Raw genomic sequence first — 18,394 nt, 5'->3', positions numbered from 1 at the left:
CCTACCAGCCCGCGAGAACGAGCCGGGGCGCACCGCCGTACGGCGGTGCGCCCCGGAACGGGTGTCGCTACCGGATCAGAAGCCCGGGCCGTGCTGGTGGCCGTGACCGTGGCCGTGCCCGCCGCCGGCGGCCGGCTCGGCCTGTTCCGGCTTCTCCACCACGAGGCTCTCCGTGGTGAGCAGCAGACCGGCGATCGAGGCGGCGTTGGTGACCGCGTTGCGGGTCACCTTCACCGGGTCGATGATGCCGGCCTTGACCAGGTCGACGTACTCGCCCTTGGCTGCGTCGAGGCCGTTGCCCCACTTGAGGTCGGCGACCTTCTGCGTCACGACGTAGCCGTCGTGACCGGCGTTCTGGGCGATCCAGCGCAGTGGCTCGACGAGCGCCTTGCGCACGACCGAGACGCCGACCTTCTCGTCACCGGTGAAGCCCAGGTCGTCGTCGAGCACCGAGAGGATCTGCACCAGGGCGGCGCCGCCGCCGGGCACGGTGCCCTCCTCGACCGCAGCCTTGGTCGCCGCGATGGCGTCCTCGATGCGGTGCTTGCGCTCCTTCATCTCGACCTCGGTCGCCGCGCCAGCCTTGATGACGGCGATGCCACCGGAGAGCTTCGCCAGCCGCTCGGCCAGCTTCTCCCGGTCCCAGTCGGAGTCGGAGGCCTCGATCTCCTTGCGGATCTGAGACACCCGGTCGGCGACGTCGGCCTTCTGGCCACCGCCGTCGACGATCGTGGTGTTCTCCTTGTCGACCACGACGCGCCGGGCGGTGCCGAGCACCTCCAGGCCGACCTGGTCGAGCTTGTAGCCCAGCTCCGGGGCGACCAGCTCGGCACCCGTGGAGATCGCGATGTCCTGGAGCATTGCCTTGCGCCGGTCACCGAAGCCCGGGGCCTTGACCGCGCAGACCTTGAGGGTCTTGCGCAGCGAGTTGACCACCAGGGTGGAGAGCGCCTGGCCGTCCACGTCCTCGGCGATGATCAGCAAGGGCTTGCTGTTCTGCAGGACCTTCTCCAGCAGCGGCAGCAGCTCCTCGATCGCCGAGATCTTCTGGGTGGTGACCAGGATGTACGCGTCCTCAAGGACGGACTCCTGACCCTCCAGGTCGGTGACGAAGTTCGGCGAGATGAAGCCCTTGTCGAACTGGAGACCCTCGGTCACGTCCAGCTCGGTGGTGAGCATCGAGCCTTCCTCGACGGTGATGACTCCGTCGCGGCCGACGCGCTCCATCGCCTCGGCGATCAGGTCGCCGATCGTGGAGTCCTGCGCGGAGATCGTCGCCACGTTCGCGATCGACTCCTTGCTGGTGACCTCGGCGGCACGGCCGAGCAGCGCCTCGGAGACCTTCATGGCCGCCGCGTCGATGCCCCGCTTGAGGCCGGCCGGGTTGGTCCCGGCGGTCACGTTGCGCAGACCCTCGCGAACCATCGCCTGGGCCAGCACTGTCGCGGTGGTGGTCCCGTCGCCGGCGACGTCGTTGGTCTTGGTCGCCACCTCCTTGACCAGCTGCGCGCCAAGGTTCTCGTACGGGTTGGTGAGCTCGATCTCCTTGGCGATGGTCACACCATCGTTGGTGATCGTCGGCGCACCGAATTTCTTGTCCAGGACGACGTTGCGCCCGCGCGGGCCGAGGGTGACCTTGACCGCGTCCGCGAGGGCGTTGACACCGTGCTCCAGCAGGTGCCGGGCGTCGTCCGAGAAGCTCAGGATCTTCGCCATTAATGTCCCTTCGAAGCGCCATTGCCCCGGCCCGGCGAGCCGGACCGGGGCAGTGGCACTGATCGGTTGCTTACTTCTCGATGACCGCGAGGACGTCGCGGGCGGAGAGCACCAGGTACTCCTCGCCGGCGTACTTGACCTCGGTGCCGCCGTACTTCGAGTAGAGGACGGTGTCGCCGACCTGCACGTCAACCGGAACCCGGTTGCCGTTGTCGTCGACGCGCCCCGGGCCCACAGCGAGGACAGTGCCCTCCTGCGGCTTCTCCTTGGCGGTGTCGGGGATCACGATGCCCGACGCCGTGGTGGTCTCAGCCTCGTTCGCCTGGACCACGATGCGGTCCTCGAGCGGCTTGATCGCAACCTTGGTCGCGGTAGTCACGGGCATACCCTCCTGGGGTACTGGTTTCGTTGCTGGCCAGCGGGGCTGACCAGCGTCAATCTGCCTCATGCCACCGGGCGGTGCCGTCGTCGCGGGTGCCGGTCCGCCTGGCGTGCGCACCCGGGTCGCGAGACCCGGAAGCTGGCACCCTCAGGGTGAGAGTGCTAATCGCAGGTTATTCCGTGGCTAGCACTCCGTCAAGGAGAGTGCCAGCGCGTCGCGCCCCGCCAGCCAGGATTTCCGGGCGGCCGGGACAATGACCGGGTGGATCTCGATCAACTGGCGGCGCTGCGTACCCCTGAGGGGTCGGCCGCGCTCACTGCGGCGGCCGACCTGGCCGGCGGTGATCCACTGGTCGCGGCGTCGGCGCTGCGGGCGACCGGGGTGCCGCCGACGTTGGCCGCGGCGGCACTGACCCAGGCCGAGCTGCGTCATCGGGCGGTGGGCAAGTTCGGCCCGGCCGCCGCTGGGATGTTCCTCACCCGCCCCGGCCTGGAGCAGGCCACCCGCCGGGTGGTCGCCGACCGTCGGGCCGCCCGGTTGTACGCGGCCGGCGTGCGCACCCTGGCCGACCTGGGCTGCGGGCTCGGGGCCGACGCGCTGGCCGCCGCCCGTGCCGGCATCCGGGTGTACGGGGTGGAGGCCGACCCGGTGACCGCGGCGATGGCCGCCGCCAACGCCGACGCGGCCGGCCTGGCCGAGCTGTTCACCGTCGAGTGCGGCGACGCGACCGGGTTCGACGTGTCACGGGTCGACGGGGTCTTCTGCGACCCGGCCCGCCGCACCACCGGCACCGGGCGGCGGATCTTCGACCCGCGCGCCTACTCGCCACCGTGGGACTTCGTCACCGGGCTGGCCGAGCGGGTGCCGCGAACCGTGGTGAAGGTCGCGCCGGGCCTGGACCACGCGCTCATTCCGGCCGGCGCGGAGGCCGAGTGGGTGGGCGTGGACGGCGACCTGGTCGAGGCCGCGCTCTGGTGCGGCGAGCTGGCGGAGGTGCCCCGCCGCGCCACCCTCTATCGTCAGCGGGGCGCCGAGGCTCACCGCCACCAGCTCACCGGCTCGGGTGCCGCCGAGGCGCCGGTCGGGCCGCCGCGCCGCTACCTGTACGACCCGGACCCGGCGGTGGTGCGCGCGCACCTCGTGGCCGAGTTGGCCACCGAACTGGACGCCAACCTGGGTGATCCGAGCATCGCCTACCTCTACGCCGACCAGCCGATCCGCACCCCGTACGCGCGCTGTCTGGAGATCACCGACGTGCTGCCGTTCTCGCTCAAGCGCCTGCGGGCGCTGCTGCGCGAGCGCCGGGTGGGCCGGGTGGAGATCCTCAAGCGGGGTTCGGCGCTCACCCCGGAGCAGCTCCGGCGGGACCTGCGGCTGGCCGGTGACGCGGCGGCGAGTCTGGTGCTCACCCGGGTCGACGGCGCACCGACGGTGCTGATCGGTCGGCCGGTGGGCTAGCGCCGTCTCGACTAGCCTCGTCGCTGTGGCGGGACAGGGCACGCCGGCAACGGCACTGTTGGTCAAGCGCGGCATCCCGCATCGCACCCATCCGTACCGGGTGGCGCCGGACGCCCCGAACTACGGCGCGTTGGTGGCGGTGGCGCTCGGCGTGGCACCGGAGCGCGTGTTCAAGTCTCTGGTGACCGCTGTCGACGGCGCGCTCACAGTGGCGGTCGTTCCGGTCACCGGCGAGCTGGATCTCAAGGCGCTCGCGGCGGCGGTCGGCGGCAAGCGGGCGGGGTTGGCCGACCGGGCGGTCGCCGAGCGGGCCACCGGTTACGTGCGCGGTGGAATCAGCCCGCTCGGGCAGCGTCGACGGTTGCCCACGGTGCTGGACGAATCCGCGCTGGATCTCCCGACGATCTACGTCTCGGCTGGTCGGCGTGGTCTGCAACTCGAACTGGCCGCGGCGGATCTGGTGGCGCTGACCGACGCCAGCACCGCGCCGTTGCAGACCCACTGACGACAGTCGTTACGTCGACTCCCCCGTGGGATACCCGGGGAGTAACAGTCGCGTTGCTGAATTGTTATCGCTCCCAACAAACTATGCACCTGCGCGGTCTTGTGGAGCCGGTGTGACGCGAAATACGTTGCCGGACACAACAAAACAACACCTCCCCCACCTCCGAAAGGACCCTGCACATGCGTAAGGGGATCCTCACCATCGCCGCCGTGGGCCTGCTCACGACCGGCGGCTTGACCGCCTGTAGCGACGACTCCGGCGACAAGGCCGCCTCCGCCAAGACCCCCAAGATCGGCGTGATCCTCCCGGACAGCAAGTCCTCGGCCCGCTGGGAAACGGCGGACCGTCGGTTCCTGGAGGAGGCGTTCAAGGCCGCCGGCGTCCAGTACGACATCCAGAACGCCCAGAACGACAAGACCGCCTTCCAGACCATCGCCGACCAGATGATCACCGGCGGCGTGACCGCCCTGATGATCGTCAACCTGGACTCCGGCACCGGCAAGGCCGTGCTCGACAAGGCCAAGTCGCAGGGTGTGGCCACCATCGACTACGACCGGCTCACCCTCGGCGGCTCCGCCCAGTACTACGTCAGCTTCGACAACGAGACCGTCGGCAAGCTCCAGGGCGAGGGTCTGTCGAAGTGCCTGACCGAGAAGGGCGCCAAGAACCCCGTCGTGGCGTACCTGAACGGCTCCCCCACCGACAACAACGCCACCCTCTTCAAGGCCGGCTACGACTCGGTGCTCAAGCCGAAGTTCGACGCCAAGGAGTACGTCAAGGGCCCTGAGGACGCGGTGCCGGCGTGGGACAACGCGCAGGCCGCGACGATCTTCGAGCAGCAGCTCACCAAGGCCAACGGCAAGATCGACGGCGTGCTGGCCGCCAACGACGGTCTCGGCAACGCGGCCATCTCGATCCTCAAGAAGAACAAGCTCAACGGCAAGGTGCCGGTGACCGGGCAGGACGCCAGCACCGAGGGCCTGCAGAACATCCTCGCCGGTGACCAGTGCATGACCGTCTACAAGGCGGTCCGGGAAGAGGCCAAGGCCGCCTCCGACCTGGCCATCGCCCTCGCCAAGGGCGAGACGAAGGACACCGGCCAGACGGTCAAGGACGGCGACCGGGACGTCCCCTCGGTGCTGCTCACCCCGAAGGCCATCTACAAGGAGAGCGTCAAGGACGTCATCGCCGACGGCTACGTGACCAAGGAAGAAGTCTGCACCGCGGCGTACGCCAAGTTCTGCGCCGAAGCCGGCATCAGCTGACCGACGCCGCAGTACCCGCCGGAACGACCATCGCCGCCCGGCACGGGAGCACCCTCCCGTGCCGGGCGGCGCCCGCCGGACGGGCCCCGACCCTCCCTTAAGAAGGAGACCCCCGTGTCCGCGACCCCCCTGCTGGAACTCCGCGGGATCGACAAGAGCTTCGGTCCCGTCCAGGTGCTCCGCGACGTCGCCCTGACCGTCCACCCGGGCGAAGTGACCGCACTGGTCGGCGACAACGGCGCCGGCAAGTCGACCCTGGTGAAGTGCATCAGCGGCATCCACCCCACCGACGCCGGAGAGTTCCTGTTCAACGGTGAACCGGTGCACATCGGCAGCCCCCGCGACGCCGCCACGCTCGGCATCGAGGTCGTCTACCAGGACCTCGCGCTCTGCGACAACCTGGACATCGTGCAGAACATGTTCCTCGGCCGGGAGAAGCGCAGCGGCATCGTCCTCGACGAGCCGACAATGGAACAGCTCGCCGCCGAAACCCTGGCCGGGCTCTCCATCCGCACCGTCACCTCACTGCGCCAGCACGTGTCCAGCCTTTCCGGCGGTCAACGCCAGACCGTGGCCATCGCCAAGGCGGTGCTGTGGAACAGCAAGCTCGTCATCCTGGACGAGCCGACCGCGGCGCTCGGCGTGGCACAGACCGCCCAGGTGCTCGAACTGGTCCGCCGCCTCGCCGACAACGGCCTGGCCGTGGTGCTCATCTCGCACAACATGAACGACGTCTTCGCCGTCTCCGACCGGATCGCCGCGCTGTACCTCGGCCAGATGGTCGCCCAGGTGAAGACCACCGACATCACCCACGCCCAGGTGGTCGAGCTGATCACCGCCGGGCGCTCGGGCGGGCTCGGCCTCGCCACCGACCCGGGCAGCAACGGCGACGGCCCGCAGCCGGCCGACTCGATCTCAGGAGGCGTCCGATGACCACCACCGCCGTGCGGAAGGACGGTCCCGCCGCCGTCACACCGACGCCGACCATCGGAGGCCACTTCCGCAACTACCTCAGTCGGGTACGCGGTGGCGACGTCGGCGCACTACCAGCCGTACTCGGCCTGATCGTGCTCTGCACCGTCTTCGCGATCATGCGGCCGTCGTCGTTCCTGTCGGCCGGCAACTTCGCCAACCTCTTCACCCAGGGCGCGGCGGTCACGCTGATCGCGATGGGCCTGGTCTTCGTGCTGCTGCTCGGCGAGATCGACCTCTCCGCCGGCTTCGCCAGCGGCGTCTGCGCGGCGGTGCTGGCCAATGTGGTCACAGTGCTCGGCTACCCCTGGTGGGTCGCCGTGCTCGCCGCTGTCGCCACCGGTGTGGTCATCGGCAGCACGCTCGGCATGCTCGTCGCGAAGATCGGCATTCCGTCCTTCGTGGTCACCCTCGCCGGCTTCCTCGCCTTCCAGGGCGTCGTGCTGCTGCTCGTCAAGGATGGCACCAACATCGCCGTCCGCGACGACGTGCTGGTCGCCATCGCCAACCGCAACCTCGGCCCCACCTTGGGCTGGGCGCTGACCGCCCTCGCGGTCATCGGCTACGCGGCGGTGCAACTGCTGCGCCACCGCACCCGGGTGGCCCGCGGCCTGATCACCGACCCGCTCGCGGTGGTGGCGCTGCGGATCGGCGGGCTCGCCGTCATCCTCGGCACCGCTGTGTACGTGCTCAACCTCGAGCGCAGCCGCAACGTCCTCATCGTCTCGCTCAAGGGTGTGCCGATCGTGGTGCCGATCATCGCGGTGCTGCTGATCATCTGGACCTTCGTGCTCCAACGCACCAGCTACGGCCGGCACATCTACGCCGTGGGCGGCAACCGCGAAGCGGCCCGCCGGGCCGGCATCGGAGTCGACCGGATCCGAATCTCCGTCTTCGTGATCTGCTCCTCGATGGCCGCCATCGGTGGCATCGTGGCGGCCAGCCGGGCCAACTCGGTCGACCCGAACACCGGGGGCAGTAACGTACTGCTCTACGCGGTCGGCGCGGCGGTGATCGGCGGCACCAGCCTCTTCGGTGGCAAGGGCCGCGTCCTCGACGCCGTACTCGGCGGCGCGGTGGTCGCGGTCATCGAAAACGGAATGGGCCTGATGGGGTACACCTCGGGAGTCAAGTACGTGGTCACCGGCGTCGTGCTGCTGCTCGCCGCCAGCGTCGACGCGCTCTCCCGCCGCCGCGCGGCAGCCACCGGCACCCGCTGACCGCGCGGGAGGTAGCACCAGCATGCGCCCAGGACCGAGCCAGGATGACGTCCGACGGCAGAACCTCGGGGCCCTGCTGCGACACGTGCACGTCCACGGGGCGACCACCCGTGCCGAACTGACCACCACGCTGGGCCTCAACCGCAGCACCATCGGCGCGCTCACCGCCGACCTGTCCGCGGTGGGGCTGGTCAGCGAAGGGGCACCGAAGGAAACCGGCCGAGCCGGACGACCGTCACTGGTCGTCCGGCCCGAGTCGGCCCGGGTCTACGCGTACGCGTACTCGGTGGAGGTGGACCGGCTGCGCGCCGCCCGGATCGGGCTGGGTGGCGCGGTCCTGGACCGCCGGGATCTGGACCGGCCGCGCGGGCTGCTGGCCGCGGAGGCCGCGCCACTGCTGGCCGGCGCGGTCAAGGAGATGCAGCAACTGGTGCCGGCAGACGCGATCTGCGTCGGTGCCGGCGTCGCGGTCTGCGGCATGGTCCGCCGGGACGACGGCCTGGTCCGGCTCGGCCCCACCACCGGTTGGGTGGACGAGCCGATCGGCGCGGCCCTCGCCGACGAGTTGGGCATCGACGTACCGGTCACAGTGGGCAACGTGGCCGACGTCGCCGCGTTCGCCGAGCACGCACGAGGTGTGGCGGCAGGCTGCGACAACGTCCTCTACCTGTACGGCGACGTGGGCGTGGGTGCCGGCATCATCGCCGGTGGGCGCCGGCTGACCGGGCACGGTGGCTACGGCGGCGAGGTCGGCCACATGAAGGTGGTCCGCGACGGCAAGCCCTGTGAGTGCGGCTCCCGGGGCTGTTGGGAGACCGAGATCGGCGAGCACGGCCTCCTGCGCGCCGCCGGACGCTCCGACGCCCGGGGCCGTGACGCGCTGCTGGAGGTCTTCGACGCGGCCGACCGCGGGGACGCCAGGGCCCAGACGGCGGTCCGCCAGGCCGGCGACTGGCTCGGCTTCGGGGTGGCCAACCTGGTGAACGTCTTCAACCCCGAGATGGTCATCTTCGGCGGGACAATGCGTGACCTCTACCTCGCGGCGGCGGCCCAGATCCGCAGCCGGCTCAACTCCAACGCGCTCGGTGCCTGCCTGGAGCACGTCCGGCTGCGCACGCCGAAACTGGGTACTGACGCGCCCCTGATCGGTGCCGCCGAGCTGGCCTTCGAACGGCTCCTCGCCGACCCCCTCGACGTGGGCTGATCCGCGTACGCTGTCCGGCGTGGATGTCGAGCTGCGCGCCTCCGACGACGACCGCAACCGGGTGGTCGCCGCGCTGCACCAGCACACCGCGGCGGGCCGGCTGACGCTCGACGAGTTCTCCGATCGGGCCGGTGCGGTGTGGACGGCGCGCACCCTCGGTGACCTGGCCGCGCTGACCCGCGATCTACCGGCCCTGCCCACCTCGGTCGTCGACGTCGGCCCGGTCGGGCGCGGGCGTCAGGAGTTGCTGATGGTCTTCGCCGCCGCGGCGCTCACCCTGCTGCTGCTCGGCGGCCTGCTCGCCGTCACCCGCTGATCCCTGTCGCTCCGCGATGAACTGATCGCGCGATCAGTCCGTACCAGTGGGCGGACGGGCAACCGGCAGGGTACGGCTGCCCGGTCCAGACGCGTTCCGGTCCGGACCGAGGAGGCACCACAGACATGGCACCGCGCAGATCCGCCCACCGCCGACTGGGCACCCGGACCCACCGAGCGGCGATGCTGCTCATCGCGATCATCGCGGGGGTCGGTGTCCTGCCCGGCGTGGCCGTCGCCGCGCCCGCCGGTGGCCAGCAGCTCAACGCCGCCGACATGACACTGCTCAACGGAGTGCGGCTGGCCGGGCTGTGGGAGATGCCAGCCGGCCAGATGGCCGCCGAGAAGGGACAGTCGGCGAAGGTCCGGGAGATCGGCGCCGGCATCGCCAGCGAGCACCAGAAGCTCGACCAGCTCGTGGTCGACGCGGCCAACAAGTTGGGCGCGACGATCCCCAGCGAGCCGACCGCCGAGCAGAAGGGCTGGCTTGCCGAGATGCAGAAGGCGTCCGGCGCTCGGTTCGACCAGATCTTCGTCACCCGGCTCCGGGTCGCCCACGGCAAGATCTTCCCGGTGATCGGCGCGGTCCGCGCCAGCACCCGGGACGCCACCGTCCGCAAGCTCTGCGAGGACGCCAACGCGTTCGTCCAGCACCACATGCAGATGCTGGAGAGCACCGGCCTGGTCCGTTGGCCGGAGCTGCCGCCGGCCGCGCTGCCCGCCCCGGGTGAGGACGGGCTCCTGGCCGCTGCCTCCGCCAACTCCGGCCCGCAGGTCGGAGTCAGCAGCACGGTCGTCTGGCTGGTCTTCCTCGCCGCGCTGGGCACGGGTGGAATCGCCACCTACCGGATGTTGCGCCGCAGCTGACCGATCAGGCAGCGGCCTGGATGGTGGCTCGCGTCAGCGGTCTACCTGGGTGAAGTCCCAGGAGTGCGGGGCGCGGGCCACCAGCAGGGCTGGCGGGTCCGGCAGCGGGCGGGGGTTGCTGCGCCACTTGGAGATCACCACCACTCGGTGGTCGGTGGAGGAGAAGACCTCGCTGGAGACATGGAGCGGGTCGTGCTCCAACTCGGGCAGGGCGGTGTCGCACACCCAGGTGATCAGGTCGGCGACTCCGTACGCCTCGGCGCGCGCCTCCCACATCCGCACGATCATGTCCGCCGCTCCCGTCACACGCTGACCGTTGTCAACGGAAGTGCCGAGTCGGCTGGCAGGTCCAGTCGGCTCGGAGCGACCCCGGCGGCGACCAGGTGCGAACCGAGCGCGGCCACCATCGCGCCGTTGTCGGTGCACAGCTTCGGCCGGGGTACCCGGACCCGGATGCCGTACTTCTCGGCTCGCTGCTCGGCCATCGCCCGCAGCCGCGAGTTCGCCGCCACTCCCCCGCCGATGACCAGGGTATCGATGCCCTGCGCCCGGCAGGCGGCGAGCGCCTTGCTGGTCAGGACGTCACAGACCGCCTCCTGGAAGGACGCCGCCACGTCGGCCACCGGCACCGGCTCACCGGCACGCTGACGGGCCTCGACCCACCGGGCCACCGCCGTCTTCAGGCCCGAGAACGAGAAGTCGTACCGGTGGACGGCGAGATCCTTCGCGGCGGTCAGACCGCGGGGGAAGGCGATCGAGGCGGCATCGCCGGCCCGGGCCTGCCGGTCGATGGGCGGACCGCCCGGGAACGGCAACCCGAGCAGCCGGGCGACCTTGTCGAACGCTTCCCCGGCCGCGTCGTCGATGGTGGCGCCCAGCGGGGTGACACCCCGGGCCAGGTCGTCCACGAGCAGGAGGGACGAGTGGCCGCCGGACACCAGGAGCGCGATTGCGGGTTCGGGCAGTGGGCCGTGCTCAAGGGTGTCCACCGCGACGTGGGCGGCGAGGTGGTTGACGCCGTAGACGGGTTTCTCGGCGGCGACCGCGTACCCCTTGGCGGCAGCGACGCCGACCAGCAACGCACCGGCGAGCCCCGGCCCGGAGGTGACAGCGATCGCGTCGATGTCGGCCAGCGTGACGCCGGCCTCGGTCAGTGCCCGGTCCATGGTCGGCACGATGGCCTCCAGGTGTGCCCGGCTGGCCACCTCCGGCACCACACCCCCGAACCGGGCGTGTTCCTCGACGCTGGAGGCGAGCGCGTCGGCCAGCAGGGTGTGCCCCCGCACGATGCCGACACCGGTCTCGTCGCAGGAGGTCTCGATACCCAGGATCAGTGGTTCGTCAGCCATGGTCGTGTGGTCCGTCCCCGGTCGACTCGGCGTCGCGCCGCATGACCAGCGCGTCGGTGTTGCTCGGTTGGTAGTAGCCGCGCCGCACCCCGATCGGCTCGAAACCGTACGTCGCGTAGAGCCGCTGAGCTGCCGCGTTGTCCACGGCGACCTCCAGCAGGGTGCTGCGGGCGTCGCGCCGGACCGCCTCGGCGAGCAACTCCTCCAGCAGGGCACGGCCCACGCCGCGCCGCTGGGCGTCCCGGCGGACGGCGATGTTCTGCACCCACACCTCGTCCGGCGGAACGCCGGCGAGCCCGGCGTAGCCGAGCACCGACCCGTCCGCGTCGACGGCGATCCGGTAGTGGTGCCCGTTGGCGAGCTCGCTCCAGAACATGGCGGGCGACCACTTCTCAGCGCCGAAGAGGTCCGCCTCGATCGGCAGCACGTCGTCGATGTGCCACCAGCGGAACGGTTCGAGCCGTACCGCCGTCATGGCAGGACCGGTTTGCGGCCGGTCGCCGCCACCGCGTCGGGGCGGCGCAGGTAGAGCGGGGTGAGCCGCTCACTGGACGCGCCCGCCCGGACCCGCTCGGCGGCGAGCAACGCCAGCACTGTCGCGTCCGGGTAGCGCGGCTCGACCCGAACGGGCAGGTCAAGGACCTCGGCGTACCGGTGTGCCCCGTCACCGACCGCGATCGTCGCGCCCAGTTCGCGGGCGCGCGCGGCGGCGACCGCCGGCGCGGACACCTCGGGCCCGACGATCCGCTGGCCGGCACCGTCGTAGACGGCCCAGTAGAGTTCCTTGCGCCGGGCGTCGGTGGCGGCCAGGACCGGCGCGCCGGACGCCGCCGGGTAACCGATGGCGTCCAGCGAACAGACGCCGTACGTGGGGATGCCGAGCACCTGACCCATCGTCGCGGCGGTGACCAGGCCGACCCGTAGCCCGGTGAACGGACCCGGGCCGAGCCCGGCGACGATGGCGGCCAGGTCACGCGGGCGCGCGTCAGCGTCGGCGAGGACCGCATCCACCTGGGGCGCGAGCAGCTCACCGTGCGCGCGGGCGTCGACGGTGCACCGGTGCGCACGCGACGCCACGCCGTCTGCCGAGACCTCCACCAGCGCGGCGGTGACCGCGGGGGTCGAGCTGTCCACCACGAGTACGAGCACGGTAAGCCAGCCTAGCCGCCCCGCCCACGCGCCCCGGTCACGCCCCGCCACCGCCGCTCCGAATGAGCGGTGGAGCCACGTTCCCGAATGAGCGTGATGTCTGTGGGTCATCGTGATGACTCACAGACATCACGCTCATTGAAGTAAGGCGACCCGCCATCCGCCGATCTGCCGCAACGGGATCGCGGACGTCTCGCCCTTGGTCCACCATGCCGGGATGTCATCCACTCGCCTTGTCACCCTTCTCGGCGCTGCCGTACGGCAGCAACGACATCTGCGCGACCTGAGTCAGCGTCAGTTGGCCGCGCTGGCCGAGGTCGACCAGGCAGCGGTGGCCCGCTTCGAACGCGGTGAGCGGGCGCCTACCATCGCCGTACTGGAGCGGTTGCTTGCCGCGATGGATGTGCAGTTGGTCGTCGGGGTCGAGCCGTTGGACGCGCACCTCGACGCCCGGATCGACGACCTGGCCGCCCGGCCGATCGCCGAACGGATCGACGGGCTGGGGTTGGATCGGCTGCTGGATCGGCTCACCGACTTTCCGCAGGCGATCACCGGGAGCGCTGCGGCGCTGTTGCAGGGCGCACCGGTGCCGGTCGACGCGCTCGAGATCGCCCTGCGCTGGCAGGACTCCAAACCGTTCACCCGCTGGCTGGAGACGAACTACGGGCAGCGGTGGAACGCCCGCTGGGGTGAGTTCGGCGGGGTGTGGTTGGAGCCAGAAGAGCCGGGCGAACACCTGTGGTCGACACGGTACGGGGAGATCAGGGCCACCATGTGCGACGAGCTGCCCGAGACGATCGAGGTGCGCCACGGTGGACGGAGTTACCAGGTGGTGCCGCTGGTCGAGCTGGAACTGAGCGAGCCACGCGCCGCCGAGTTGCTGCGCCGCTACCGGAACCGGCAGCTGGCCAGCGACGGCTGAGCCAGTGCCGGTCCAAACCAGCAGCAGGACGTCGACGAGCGGCTCAGCCGGCGGTGCGCTCCCAATCGACTGTGGGCAGGCCGGCGTCGGCGAGTGCCTTGTTGGCCGCGCTGAACGGGCGGCTACCGAGGAAGCCGCGCGGGTTCATCGGGCTGGGGTGACCGGCCTCCAGCACCACGTGCTGCGGGTTGGTGACCAGCGCGGCCTTCTTGCGGGCGTAGCCACCCCAGAGCAGGAAGACCACCCGCTCCGGCGCCGCGTCCAGTGCCCGGATGGTCGCGTCGGTGAACTCTTCCCAGCCGGCGTTGGCGTGCGACCCCGGGGTGGCCTGCCGGACGGTCAGCACCGCGTTGAGCAGCAGCACCCCCTGGGCGGCCCACCCGTTCAGGTTGCCGCTGCGCGGCTTGGGGACGCCAACGTCCTCGCCCAGCTCCTTGAAGACGTTGCGCAACGACGGCGGCACCGTCACACCGTCGCGGACGCTGAAGCTCAAACCGTGTGCCTGCCCGGCCCGGTGGTAGGGATCCTGCCCGAGGATGAGCACCCGGGTGCCCTGCGGCGGGCAGAGCCGGTATGCCGAGAACAGATCCTCCACCGGCGGGAAGACCGTCTGCGTCGCGTATTCCCGGGCGACGAACTCGCCCAGCGCTGCGGTGCGTGCCGGATCGAGGTGCGGGGTGAGCGCTGTGCGCCACTGCTCCGGCAGCAGGGCCAGCAGATCCAGGGCGGGGGCGTCGTCGGGCATCGGGAACCTCTCACAGCGCGGGTCGGACCCCCGCACTCTAGGCATCGGGTACGACAGCCGCCGACCTAGCCCAGGTCGGCGAGCCGCCGGGCCCAGTCACCGCCGACCGGGTCCAGCTCGACGATGCGGGTGTCGTCGTCGCGGCGGTCGATGCGAACCCGCAGGTGCGCGTCCACCAACTGCTCCACCAGGCCCTCGCCCCACTCCACCACTGTCACCGAGTCGTCCACCGACGCGTCGAGGTCCAGGTCGTCGATCTCGGCGCGTGGGTCGGTGGCGTCACCCAACCGGTACGCGTCGGCGTGCACCAGCGCCACCCGGCCGCCCCGACCCGGATCGGGGCGGTGCACCCGGGCGATCACGAAGGTCGGCGAGGTGATGTCCCCGAGAACACCGAGCCCGGCGCCGATGCCCTGGGTGAGTGCGGTCTTGCCGGCGCCCAACGGGCCGGTCAACAGCACCAGGTCGCCGGCGCGCAGCAGCCCGGCCAGCCGCCGGCCGAAGTCCCGAGTGTCCTCGACGGTCGGCAGCTTGACGACGTGACTCACCGTTCCTCCACGCTCTGCAGTGACTCCAGGAACCGCGCCAGGGCGGCGTTGACCTCGTCCGCGTGCTCCAACATCACCACGTGACCGCTGTCCTTGATCTTCACGAACTCGGCGTGCGGCAACCGGCGGACGATCTCCTCGGAGTGGGTCACCGGCGTGATCATGTCCTTGTCGCCGACCACCACCAGCACCGGAGCCGCCGCCAGCGCCGCCAGCGCCGGGAAGCGCGAGTGGGTGGCCAGGGTCCGCAGGTAGCGGGTCACCGTGTCGGCCGACGTCCGGGAGTTCATCGTCTCCACGTAGGACACCAGCGACGGGCTGGGCTTGCGGGTGCCGAAGCCGTACTTGCGGGTCAGTAACCAGGCCACGTTCGACGTCGACTTGCGGGCCTTGTCGATCACCGGCCCGCCGTACCGGGTGGCGTTGCTGACCATGTAGAGCACCGGGCCACCGACCCGGCCGAGCAGCGCGGGCGCGACCAGCTTGGTCTCCGCGACGAGCCCGCCCGACGTGGCCATCAGGACGGTGCCCACCACCCGGTCACCGAACAGTTCCGGGAACAACTCGGCGAAAGCCATGATCGTCATGCCACCCATCGAGTGGCCGACCAGCACCAACGGCCCGTCCGGGGCGGTCCGGTCGATCACCTGGCGCAGTGTCCGGCCGAGCACCGCGAGGTCGTACTCCCCGGTCTCCAGGCGGCCGGATCGGCCGTGACCGGGCTGGTCGTACGCCACGATCCGGTAGTCACCGCGGGCGGCGAGCATCTGGCGCTGGAAGTGGAACGTCCCCATGTCCAGGCAGAAGCCGTGCACCAGCACCACCGTCGGTCGCCCCGGCACCGGCCGGGTCGGCTCGACCACCTCGACGTGGATGTCGGTGCCGTCCGGCAGCTCCAGGCGGAACGCCTCGTCGTACCGCTGCTTGTCGAACGTCTCGTGCGCGTAGCGGTCGGCCGGGTCGGCCTTGAGCCGGCGGACCAGGGTCCGCTCGGTAGCGACGCCAGCCGCCAGACCTGCCGCGGCCACCCCCACCGCCGCGCCGACGATCCCGGCTACCCGGCCCGCGGCCGTCCGCGGACGCGGAATCCGATAGCTCATGGTTTCTCGCCGTCGTAGACCCGGGGCACCCGCGTGCCGCCGAACCGGGTGACGATCTCGTAGTTGATCGTGCCGACCGCCTCGGCCCAGTCGTCAGCTGTCGGCTCGCCGTCGACGCCGCTGCCGAAGAGCGTCGCCACGTCGCCGTCGGCCACCGGGTCGTCGCCGCAGTCGAGCACGAACTGGTCCATGCAGACCCGCCCCGAGATCGTCCGGCGTACGCCGCCGAGCTGCACCGGGCCGGTGTTGGACGCGTGCCGGGGGACCCCGTCGGCGTACCCGAGCGGCACCACGGCCAGGTTCGCGTCGGCGTCGGTGGTGTAGGCGTGCCCATAGGAGATGCCGGTGCCGGCGGGCACCCGCTTGGTGAGCATCACCCGGGCGCGGGCGGTCATCGCCGGCCGCAACCCGTACGTCTCGCCGGCCACCGGGGAGAGCCCGTAGATGGCCAGGCCCGGGCGGACCAGGTCGAAGTGGGTGTCCGGGCGGGTGAGGGTGGCGGCCGAGTTGGCGAGGTGCCGCCAGCGCGGTCGCAGCCCGGCCCGCTCGACCATGGCCAGCCCCTCGTGGAAGACGGCCAGTTGACGGTCGGTGGTGGGGTGGCCGGGCGAGTCCGCGTACACGAAGTGGCTCCACACGCCGACCACCTCGACCAGGCTGTCGGCCTGCGCCTTCGCGGCGGCGTCCAGCAGCGCGGGCCAGTCGGCGACCGTCGCGCCGCCCCGGGACAGCCCCGTATCGATCTTGAGGTGCAGGCGGGCGGGGCGCCCGGCGAGGCGACTCGCCTCGATCATCTCGTCCAGTTGCGCCAGGCTGGCCGCGCCCAGGTCCACCCCGGCGGTGACCCCCTCGTGCAGCGGCAACCCGGGGGCGAGCAGCCAGGCCAGCACCGGCACTGTCACCCCGGCCCGCCGCAGGGTGAGCGCCTCGTCGAGGGTGCAGACACCGAGCCAGTCAGCGCCGGCGTCGAGCGCCGCGCGGGCGGCCGGAAGCATGCCGTGGCCGTACCCGTCGGCCTTCACCACTGCCATCAACTCGGCGGTGGTGCCGGAGCGGAGCCTGCTCACGTTCTCGCGGATGGCGTCAAGATCGACGCGTACCTCGGCCTGCCACATGTGCCCAGCCTACTTTCCGCCGTGATCACCGCGGGCGGCGACGCACGTCCCGACGCGGCGATCCGGTCACCGCACCCGGAACCGCCCCGTTCAGCCCAGCCGGGCCAGCACCGGACGCAGCGCGGTCGCCACGTCGGGCGCGGTCACCGGCCCACCCCGGGCCGCCTCCCGCCCGGCGAGCCCATGCAGGTACGCGGCCGAGGCGGCGGCCCGATCGGCGGGTACCCCGGCTGCCAGCAGCGAGCCGAGCAGCCCGGCCAACACGTCGCCGGTGCCGCCGGTGGCCAGCGCCGGGGTGCCGGTCGGGTTGACGTACGCCCGACCGTCCGGCGTGCCGATCACCGTGCGGTCGCCCTTGAGCAGCACCACAGCGTTCATCCAGGCGGCCAGCCGCAGCGCGGCGCCGACCCGGTCGGCGCCCGGCTCCTCCCCGCAGAGACGGGTGAACTCCCGGTCGTGCGGGGTGACCACGATGGGCGCGTCCCGGCCCCGCAGCCGGTCGGCGAGCGAGCCGTCCACCAGCAGGGTCAGGGCGTCGGCGTCGAGCACCACCGGCACCGGGGCGGCCAGCACGGCGCGCAGCTCGGCCGCCGCGTCGGCGCCGGTGCCCAGCCCGGAGCCGCAGACCCAGGCCTGCACCCGGCCCGCGTCGGCGACCCGCCCACTGGCGATCACCGACGGGTGCTGGTGCAGCACCTCGGCGCGGGCGCTGCCGGCGTAGCGGACCAGGCCGGTCGGCCCGGCCAGTGCGCCGCCCACGGAGAGCACCGCCGCACCGGGGTAGGTCGCCGACCCGGTCGCCACCCCCACCACGCCCCGGGTGTACTTCTCCGACGCCGGCCCCAGCTGGGGCCACCAGTCGACGAGGTCGGACCACTCGGTGACCCGCATCGCCGGAGTGCCGCGCAGCCACTGCCGCAGCCCGATGTCGACCAGCTCGACCTGCCCGGCCAGCGCGGCGGCCGGCCCGACCACCAGGGCGGGCTTCAGCGCGCCGAAGGCCACCGTAACGTCGGCGCGGACCGCGGTGGGCCGACCGGACGCGGACAGCGGCACGTGACCGGTGTCGACCGCGACCCCGCTGGGCACGTCGACCGCCAGCACCGTGGCCCGTTCCCCGTCGCGTCCACGCAGCTCGCCGAGGCGCTGGACCACCTCGTCCGCGTTCGCCCGTAGCCCGCCGGTGCCACCGATGCCGACGATGCCGTCGAGGACAAGGTCGACCGGGCCGGTCGGATCCTGGACCAGCCGGCCGCCAGCGGCTCGCAGCGCGGACAGACCGCCGGCGTGCGCCCGCCCGGGGGTGAGCAGCAGGGCGGACACCTGGACACCTCGACGGGCCAACCGCTCCCCCGCGTACAGCGCGTCGCCGCCGTTGTCACCGGAGCCGACCAGCAGCAGCACCCGGCCTCCGTAGACCCCGCCCCGCTCGGCGAGCAGGAGCGCGGCCCGGCGGGCCAGGCCGGCCGCGGCCCGCTGCATCAGCGTCCCCTCCGGCAGCGTGCCCATCAACCCCGCTTCGGCCGCCCGTACGTCGGCCACCCGCCACACCGATCTCATGC

The 18,394-nt window shown here is 71.6% G+C and carries 20 protein-coding genes; 9 read left to right on the top strand and 11 right to left on the bottom strand.

Translation table 11 applies throughout. The features are described 5' to 3' along the window. Nucleotides 1–75: 75 nt before the first annotated feature. Together groL and groES are read right to left on the bottom strand one after the other, a co-directional pair. Nucleotides 76–1,716, bottom strand: a complete 1,641-nt coding sequence (gene groL / locus KBX08_RS12005; RefSeq protein ID WP_210783328.1) for a chaperonin GroEL — start codon at nt 1,714–1,716, stop codon at nt 76–78. Between the two features lie 70 nt (nt 1,717–1,786). Beyond that, complete coding sequence (gene groES / locus KBX08_RS12000) at nt 1,787–2,101, bottom strand: co-chaperone GroES (RefSeq protein WP_030330046.1); 315 nt, start codon at nt 2,099–2,101, stop codon at nt 1,787–1,789. A 258-nt stretch (nt 2,102–2,359) separates the two neighbouring features. Here groES and KBX08_RS11995 point away from each other — a divergent pair, with 258 nt between their 5' ends. From KBX08_RS11995 to KBX08_RS11960, 8 genes are all read left to right on the top strand, one after another. Further along, on the top strand, nt 2,360–3,556 hold the full coding sequence (locus KBX08_RS11995; RefSeq protein WP_210783326.1) for a methyltransferase domain-containing protein: 1,197 nt from the start codon (nt 2,360–2,362) through the stop codon (nt 3,554–3,556). A 25-nt stretch (nt 3,557–3,581) separates the two neighbouring features. Then, nucleotides 3,582–4,061, top strand: coding sequence for a Cys-tRNA(Pro) deacylase (ybaK, locus tag KBX08_RS11990; protein WP_210783324.1), 480 nt, complete (start codon nt 3,582–3,584; stop codon nt 4,059–4,061). Nucleotides 4,062–4,240: 179 nt separating this feature from the next. Then, nucleotides 4,241–5,326: a sugar ABC transporter substrate-binding protein gene (locus KBX08_RS11985; protein ID WP_210783322.1), complete on the top strand. Its 1,086-nt coding sequence runs from the start codon at nt 4,241–4,243 to the stop codon at nt 5,324–5,326. A gap of 114 nt (nt 5,327–5,440) precedes the next feature. Continuing rightward, complete coding sequence (locus KBX08_RS11980; protein WP_196919761.1) at nt 5,441–6,259, top strand: ATP-binding cassette domain-containing protein; 819 nt, start codon at nt 5,441–5,443, stop codon at nt 6,257–6,259. Further along, nucleotides 6,256–7,518, top strand: a complete 1,263-nt coding sequence (locus tag KBX08_RS11975; RefSeq protein WP_210783320.1) for a sugar ABC transporter permease — start codon at nt 6,256–6,258, stop codon at nt 7,516–7,518. Before KBX08_RS11980 ends, KBX08_RS11975 begins: the two co-directional genes overlap by 4 nt. Nucleotides 7,519–7,540: 22 nt before the next feature. Beyond that, complete coding sequence (locus KBX08_RS11970) at nt 7,541–8,722, top strand: ROK family protein (RefSeq protein ID WP_112737048.1); 1,182 nt, start codon at nt 7,541–7,543, stop codon at nt 8,720–8,722. Between the two features lie 19 nt (nt 8,723–8,741). After that, a complete protein-coding gene (locus KBX08_RS11965) occupies nt 8,742–9,038 on the top strand; it encodes a DUF1707 domain-containing protein (protein WP_210783318.1) in 297 nt (98 codons plus the stop codon). Between the two features lie 125 nt (nt 9,039–9,163). Continuing rightward, nucleotides 9,164–9,904: a DUF4142 domain-containing protein gene (locus KBX08_RS11960; RefSeq protein ID WP_210783316.1), complete on the top strand. Its 741-nt coding sequence runs from the start codon at nt 9,164–9,166 to the stop codon at nt 9,902–9,904. Nucleotides 9,905–9,937: 33 nt separating this feature from the next. On the opposite strand, the gene KBX08_RS11955 is transcribed toward KBX08_RS11960, so the two are convergent. The 4 genes from KBX08_RS11955 to tsaB are packed head-to-tail and all read right to left on the bottom strand — an operon-like array spanning nt 9,938 to nt 12,402. Continuing rightward, nucleotides 9,938–10,192 (bottom strand): hypothetical protein, encoded by a 255-nt coding sequence (locus KBX08_RS11955; protein WP_053660576.1) that lies wholly within the window; start codon nt 10,190–10,192, stop codon nt 9,938–9,940. Nucleotides 10,193–10,206: 14 nt separating this feature from the next. Next, on the bottom strand, nt 10,207–11,253 hold the full coding sequence (gene tsaD / locus KBX08_RS11950) for a tRNA (adenosine(37)-N6)-threonylcarbamoyltransferase complex transferase subunit TsaD (protein WP_210783314.1): 1,047 nt from the start codon (nt 11,251–11,253) through the stop codon (nt 10,207–10,209). Next, nucleotides 11,246–11,728: a ribosomal protein S18-alanine N-acetyltransferase gene (gene rimI, locus KBX08_RS11945; protein ID WP_210783312.1), complete on the bottom strand. Its 483-nt coding sequence runs from the start codon at nt 11,726–11,728 to the stop codon at nt 11,246–11,248. The genes tsaD and rimI overlap by 8 nt, the downstream gene beginning before the upstream one ends. Then, entirely contained in the window at nt 11,725–12,402 is a 678-nt protein-coding gene (gene tsaB, locus KBX08_RS11940; RefSeq protein WP_210783310.1) for a tRNA (adenosine(37)-N6)-threonylcarbamoyltransferase complex dimerization subunit type 1 TsaB, read from the bottom strand. Before tsaB ends, rimI begins: the two co-directional genes overlap by 4 nt. Nucleotides 12,403–12,619: 217 nt before the next feature. Between tsaB and KBX08_RS11935 the strand changes: the two genes are divergently transcribed. After that, nucleotides 12,620–13,324 carry a helix-turn-helix domain-containing protein gene (locus KBX08_RS11935; RefSeq protein ID WP_210783308.1) on the top strand — a complete coding sequence of 235 codons (705 nt, stop codon included), beginning with the start codon at nt 12,620–12,622 and terminating at the stop codon, nt 13,322–13,324. A 43-nt stretch (nt 13,325–13,367) separates the two neighbouring features. Here the strand turns inward: KBX08_RS11935 and ung are convergent, their stop codons facing one another. From ung to KBX08_RS11910, 5 genes are all read right to left on the bottom strand, one after another. Next, nucleotides 13,368–14,069, bottom strand: coding sequence for a uracil-DNA glycosylase (ung, locus tag KBX08_RS11930; RefSeq protein ID WP_210783306.1), 702 nt, complete (start codon nt 14,067–14,069; stop codon nt 13,368–13,370). A gap of 65 nt (nt 14,070–14,134) precedes the next feature. After that, on the bottom strand, nt 14,135–14,617 hold the full coding sequence (tsaE, locus tag KBX08_RS11925; RefSeq protein WP_210783304.1) for a tRNA (adenosine(37)-N6)-threonylcarbamoyltransferase complex ATPase subunit type 1 TsaE: 483 nt from the start codon (nt 14,615–14,617) through the stop codon (nt 14,135–14,137). Then, nucleotides 14,614–15,717 (bottom strand): alpha/beta fold hydrolase, encoded by a 1,104-nt coding sequence (locus tag KBX08_RS11920; protein WP_210783300.1) that lies wholly within the window; start codon nt 15,715–15,717, stop codon nt 14,614–14,616. The genes tsaE and KBX08_RS11920 overlap by 4 nt, the downstream gene beginning before the upstream one ends. Continuing rightward, nucleotides 15,714–16,832 (bottom strand): alanine racemase, encoded by a 1,119-nt coding sequence (gene alr, locus KBX08_RS11915; RefSeq protein ID WP_210783298.1) that lies wholly within the window; start codon nt 16,830–16,832, stop codon nt 15,714–15,716. Before alr ends, KBX08_RS11920 begins: the two co-directional genes overlap by 4 nt. Before the next feature lie 90 nt (nt 16,833–16,922). After that, nucleotides 16,923–18,392: an NAD(P)H-hydrate dehydratase gene (locus KBX08_RS11910; protein ID WP_210783296.1), complete on the bottom strand. Its 1,470-nt coding sequence runs from the start codon at nt 18,390–18,392 to the stop codon at nt 16,923–16,925. Between the last annotated feature and the right edge of the window lie 2 nt (nt 18,393–18,394).

Source organism: Micromonospora sp. H61 (assembly GCF_018070325.1).
In the GTDB taxonomy this organism is placed as follows: domain Bacteria; phylum Actinomycetota; class Actinomycetes; order Mycobacteriales; family Micromonosporaceae; genus Micromonospora; species Micromonospora salmantinae.
The sequence above is the reverse complement of the archived record's forward strand: the minus strand, read 5'-3'. Positions and strand labels throughout refer to the sequence as shown.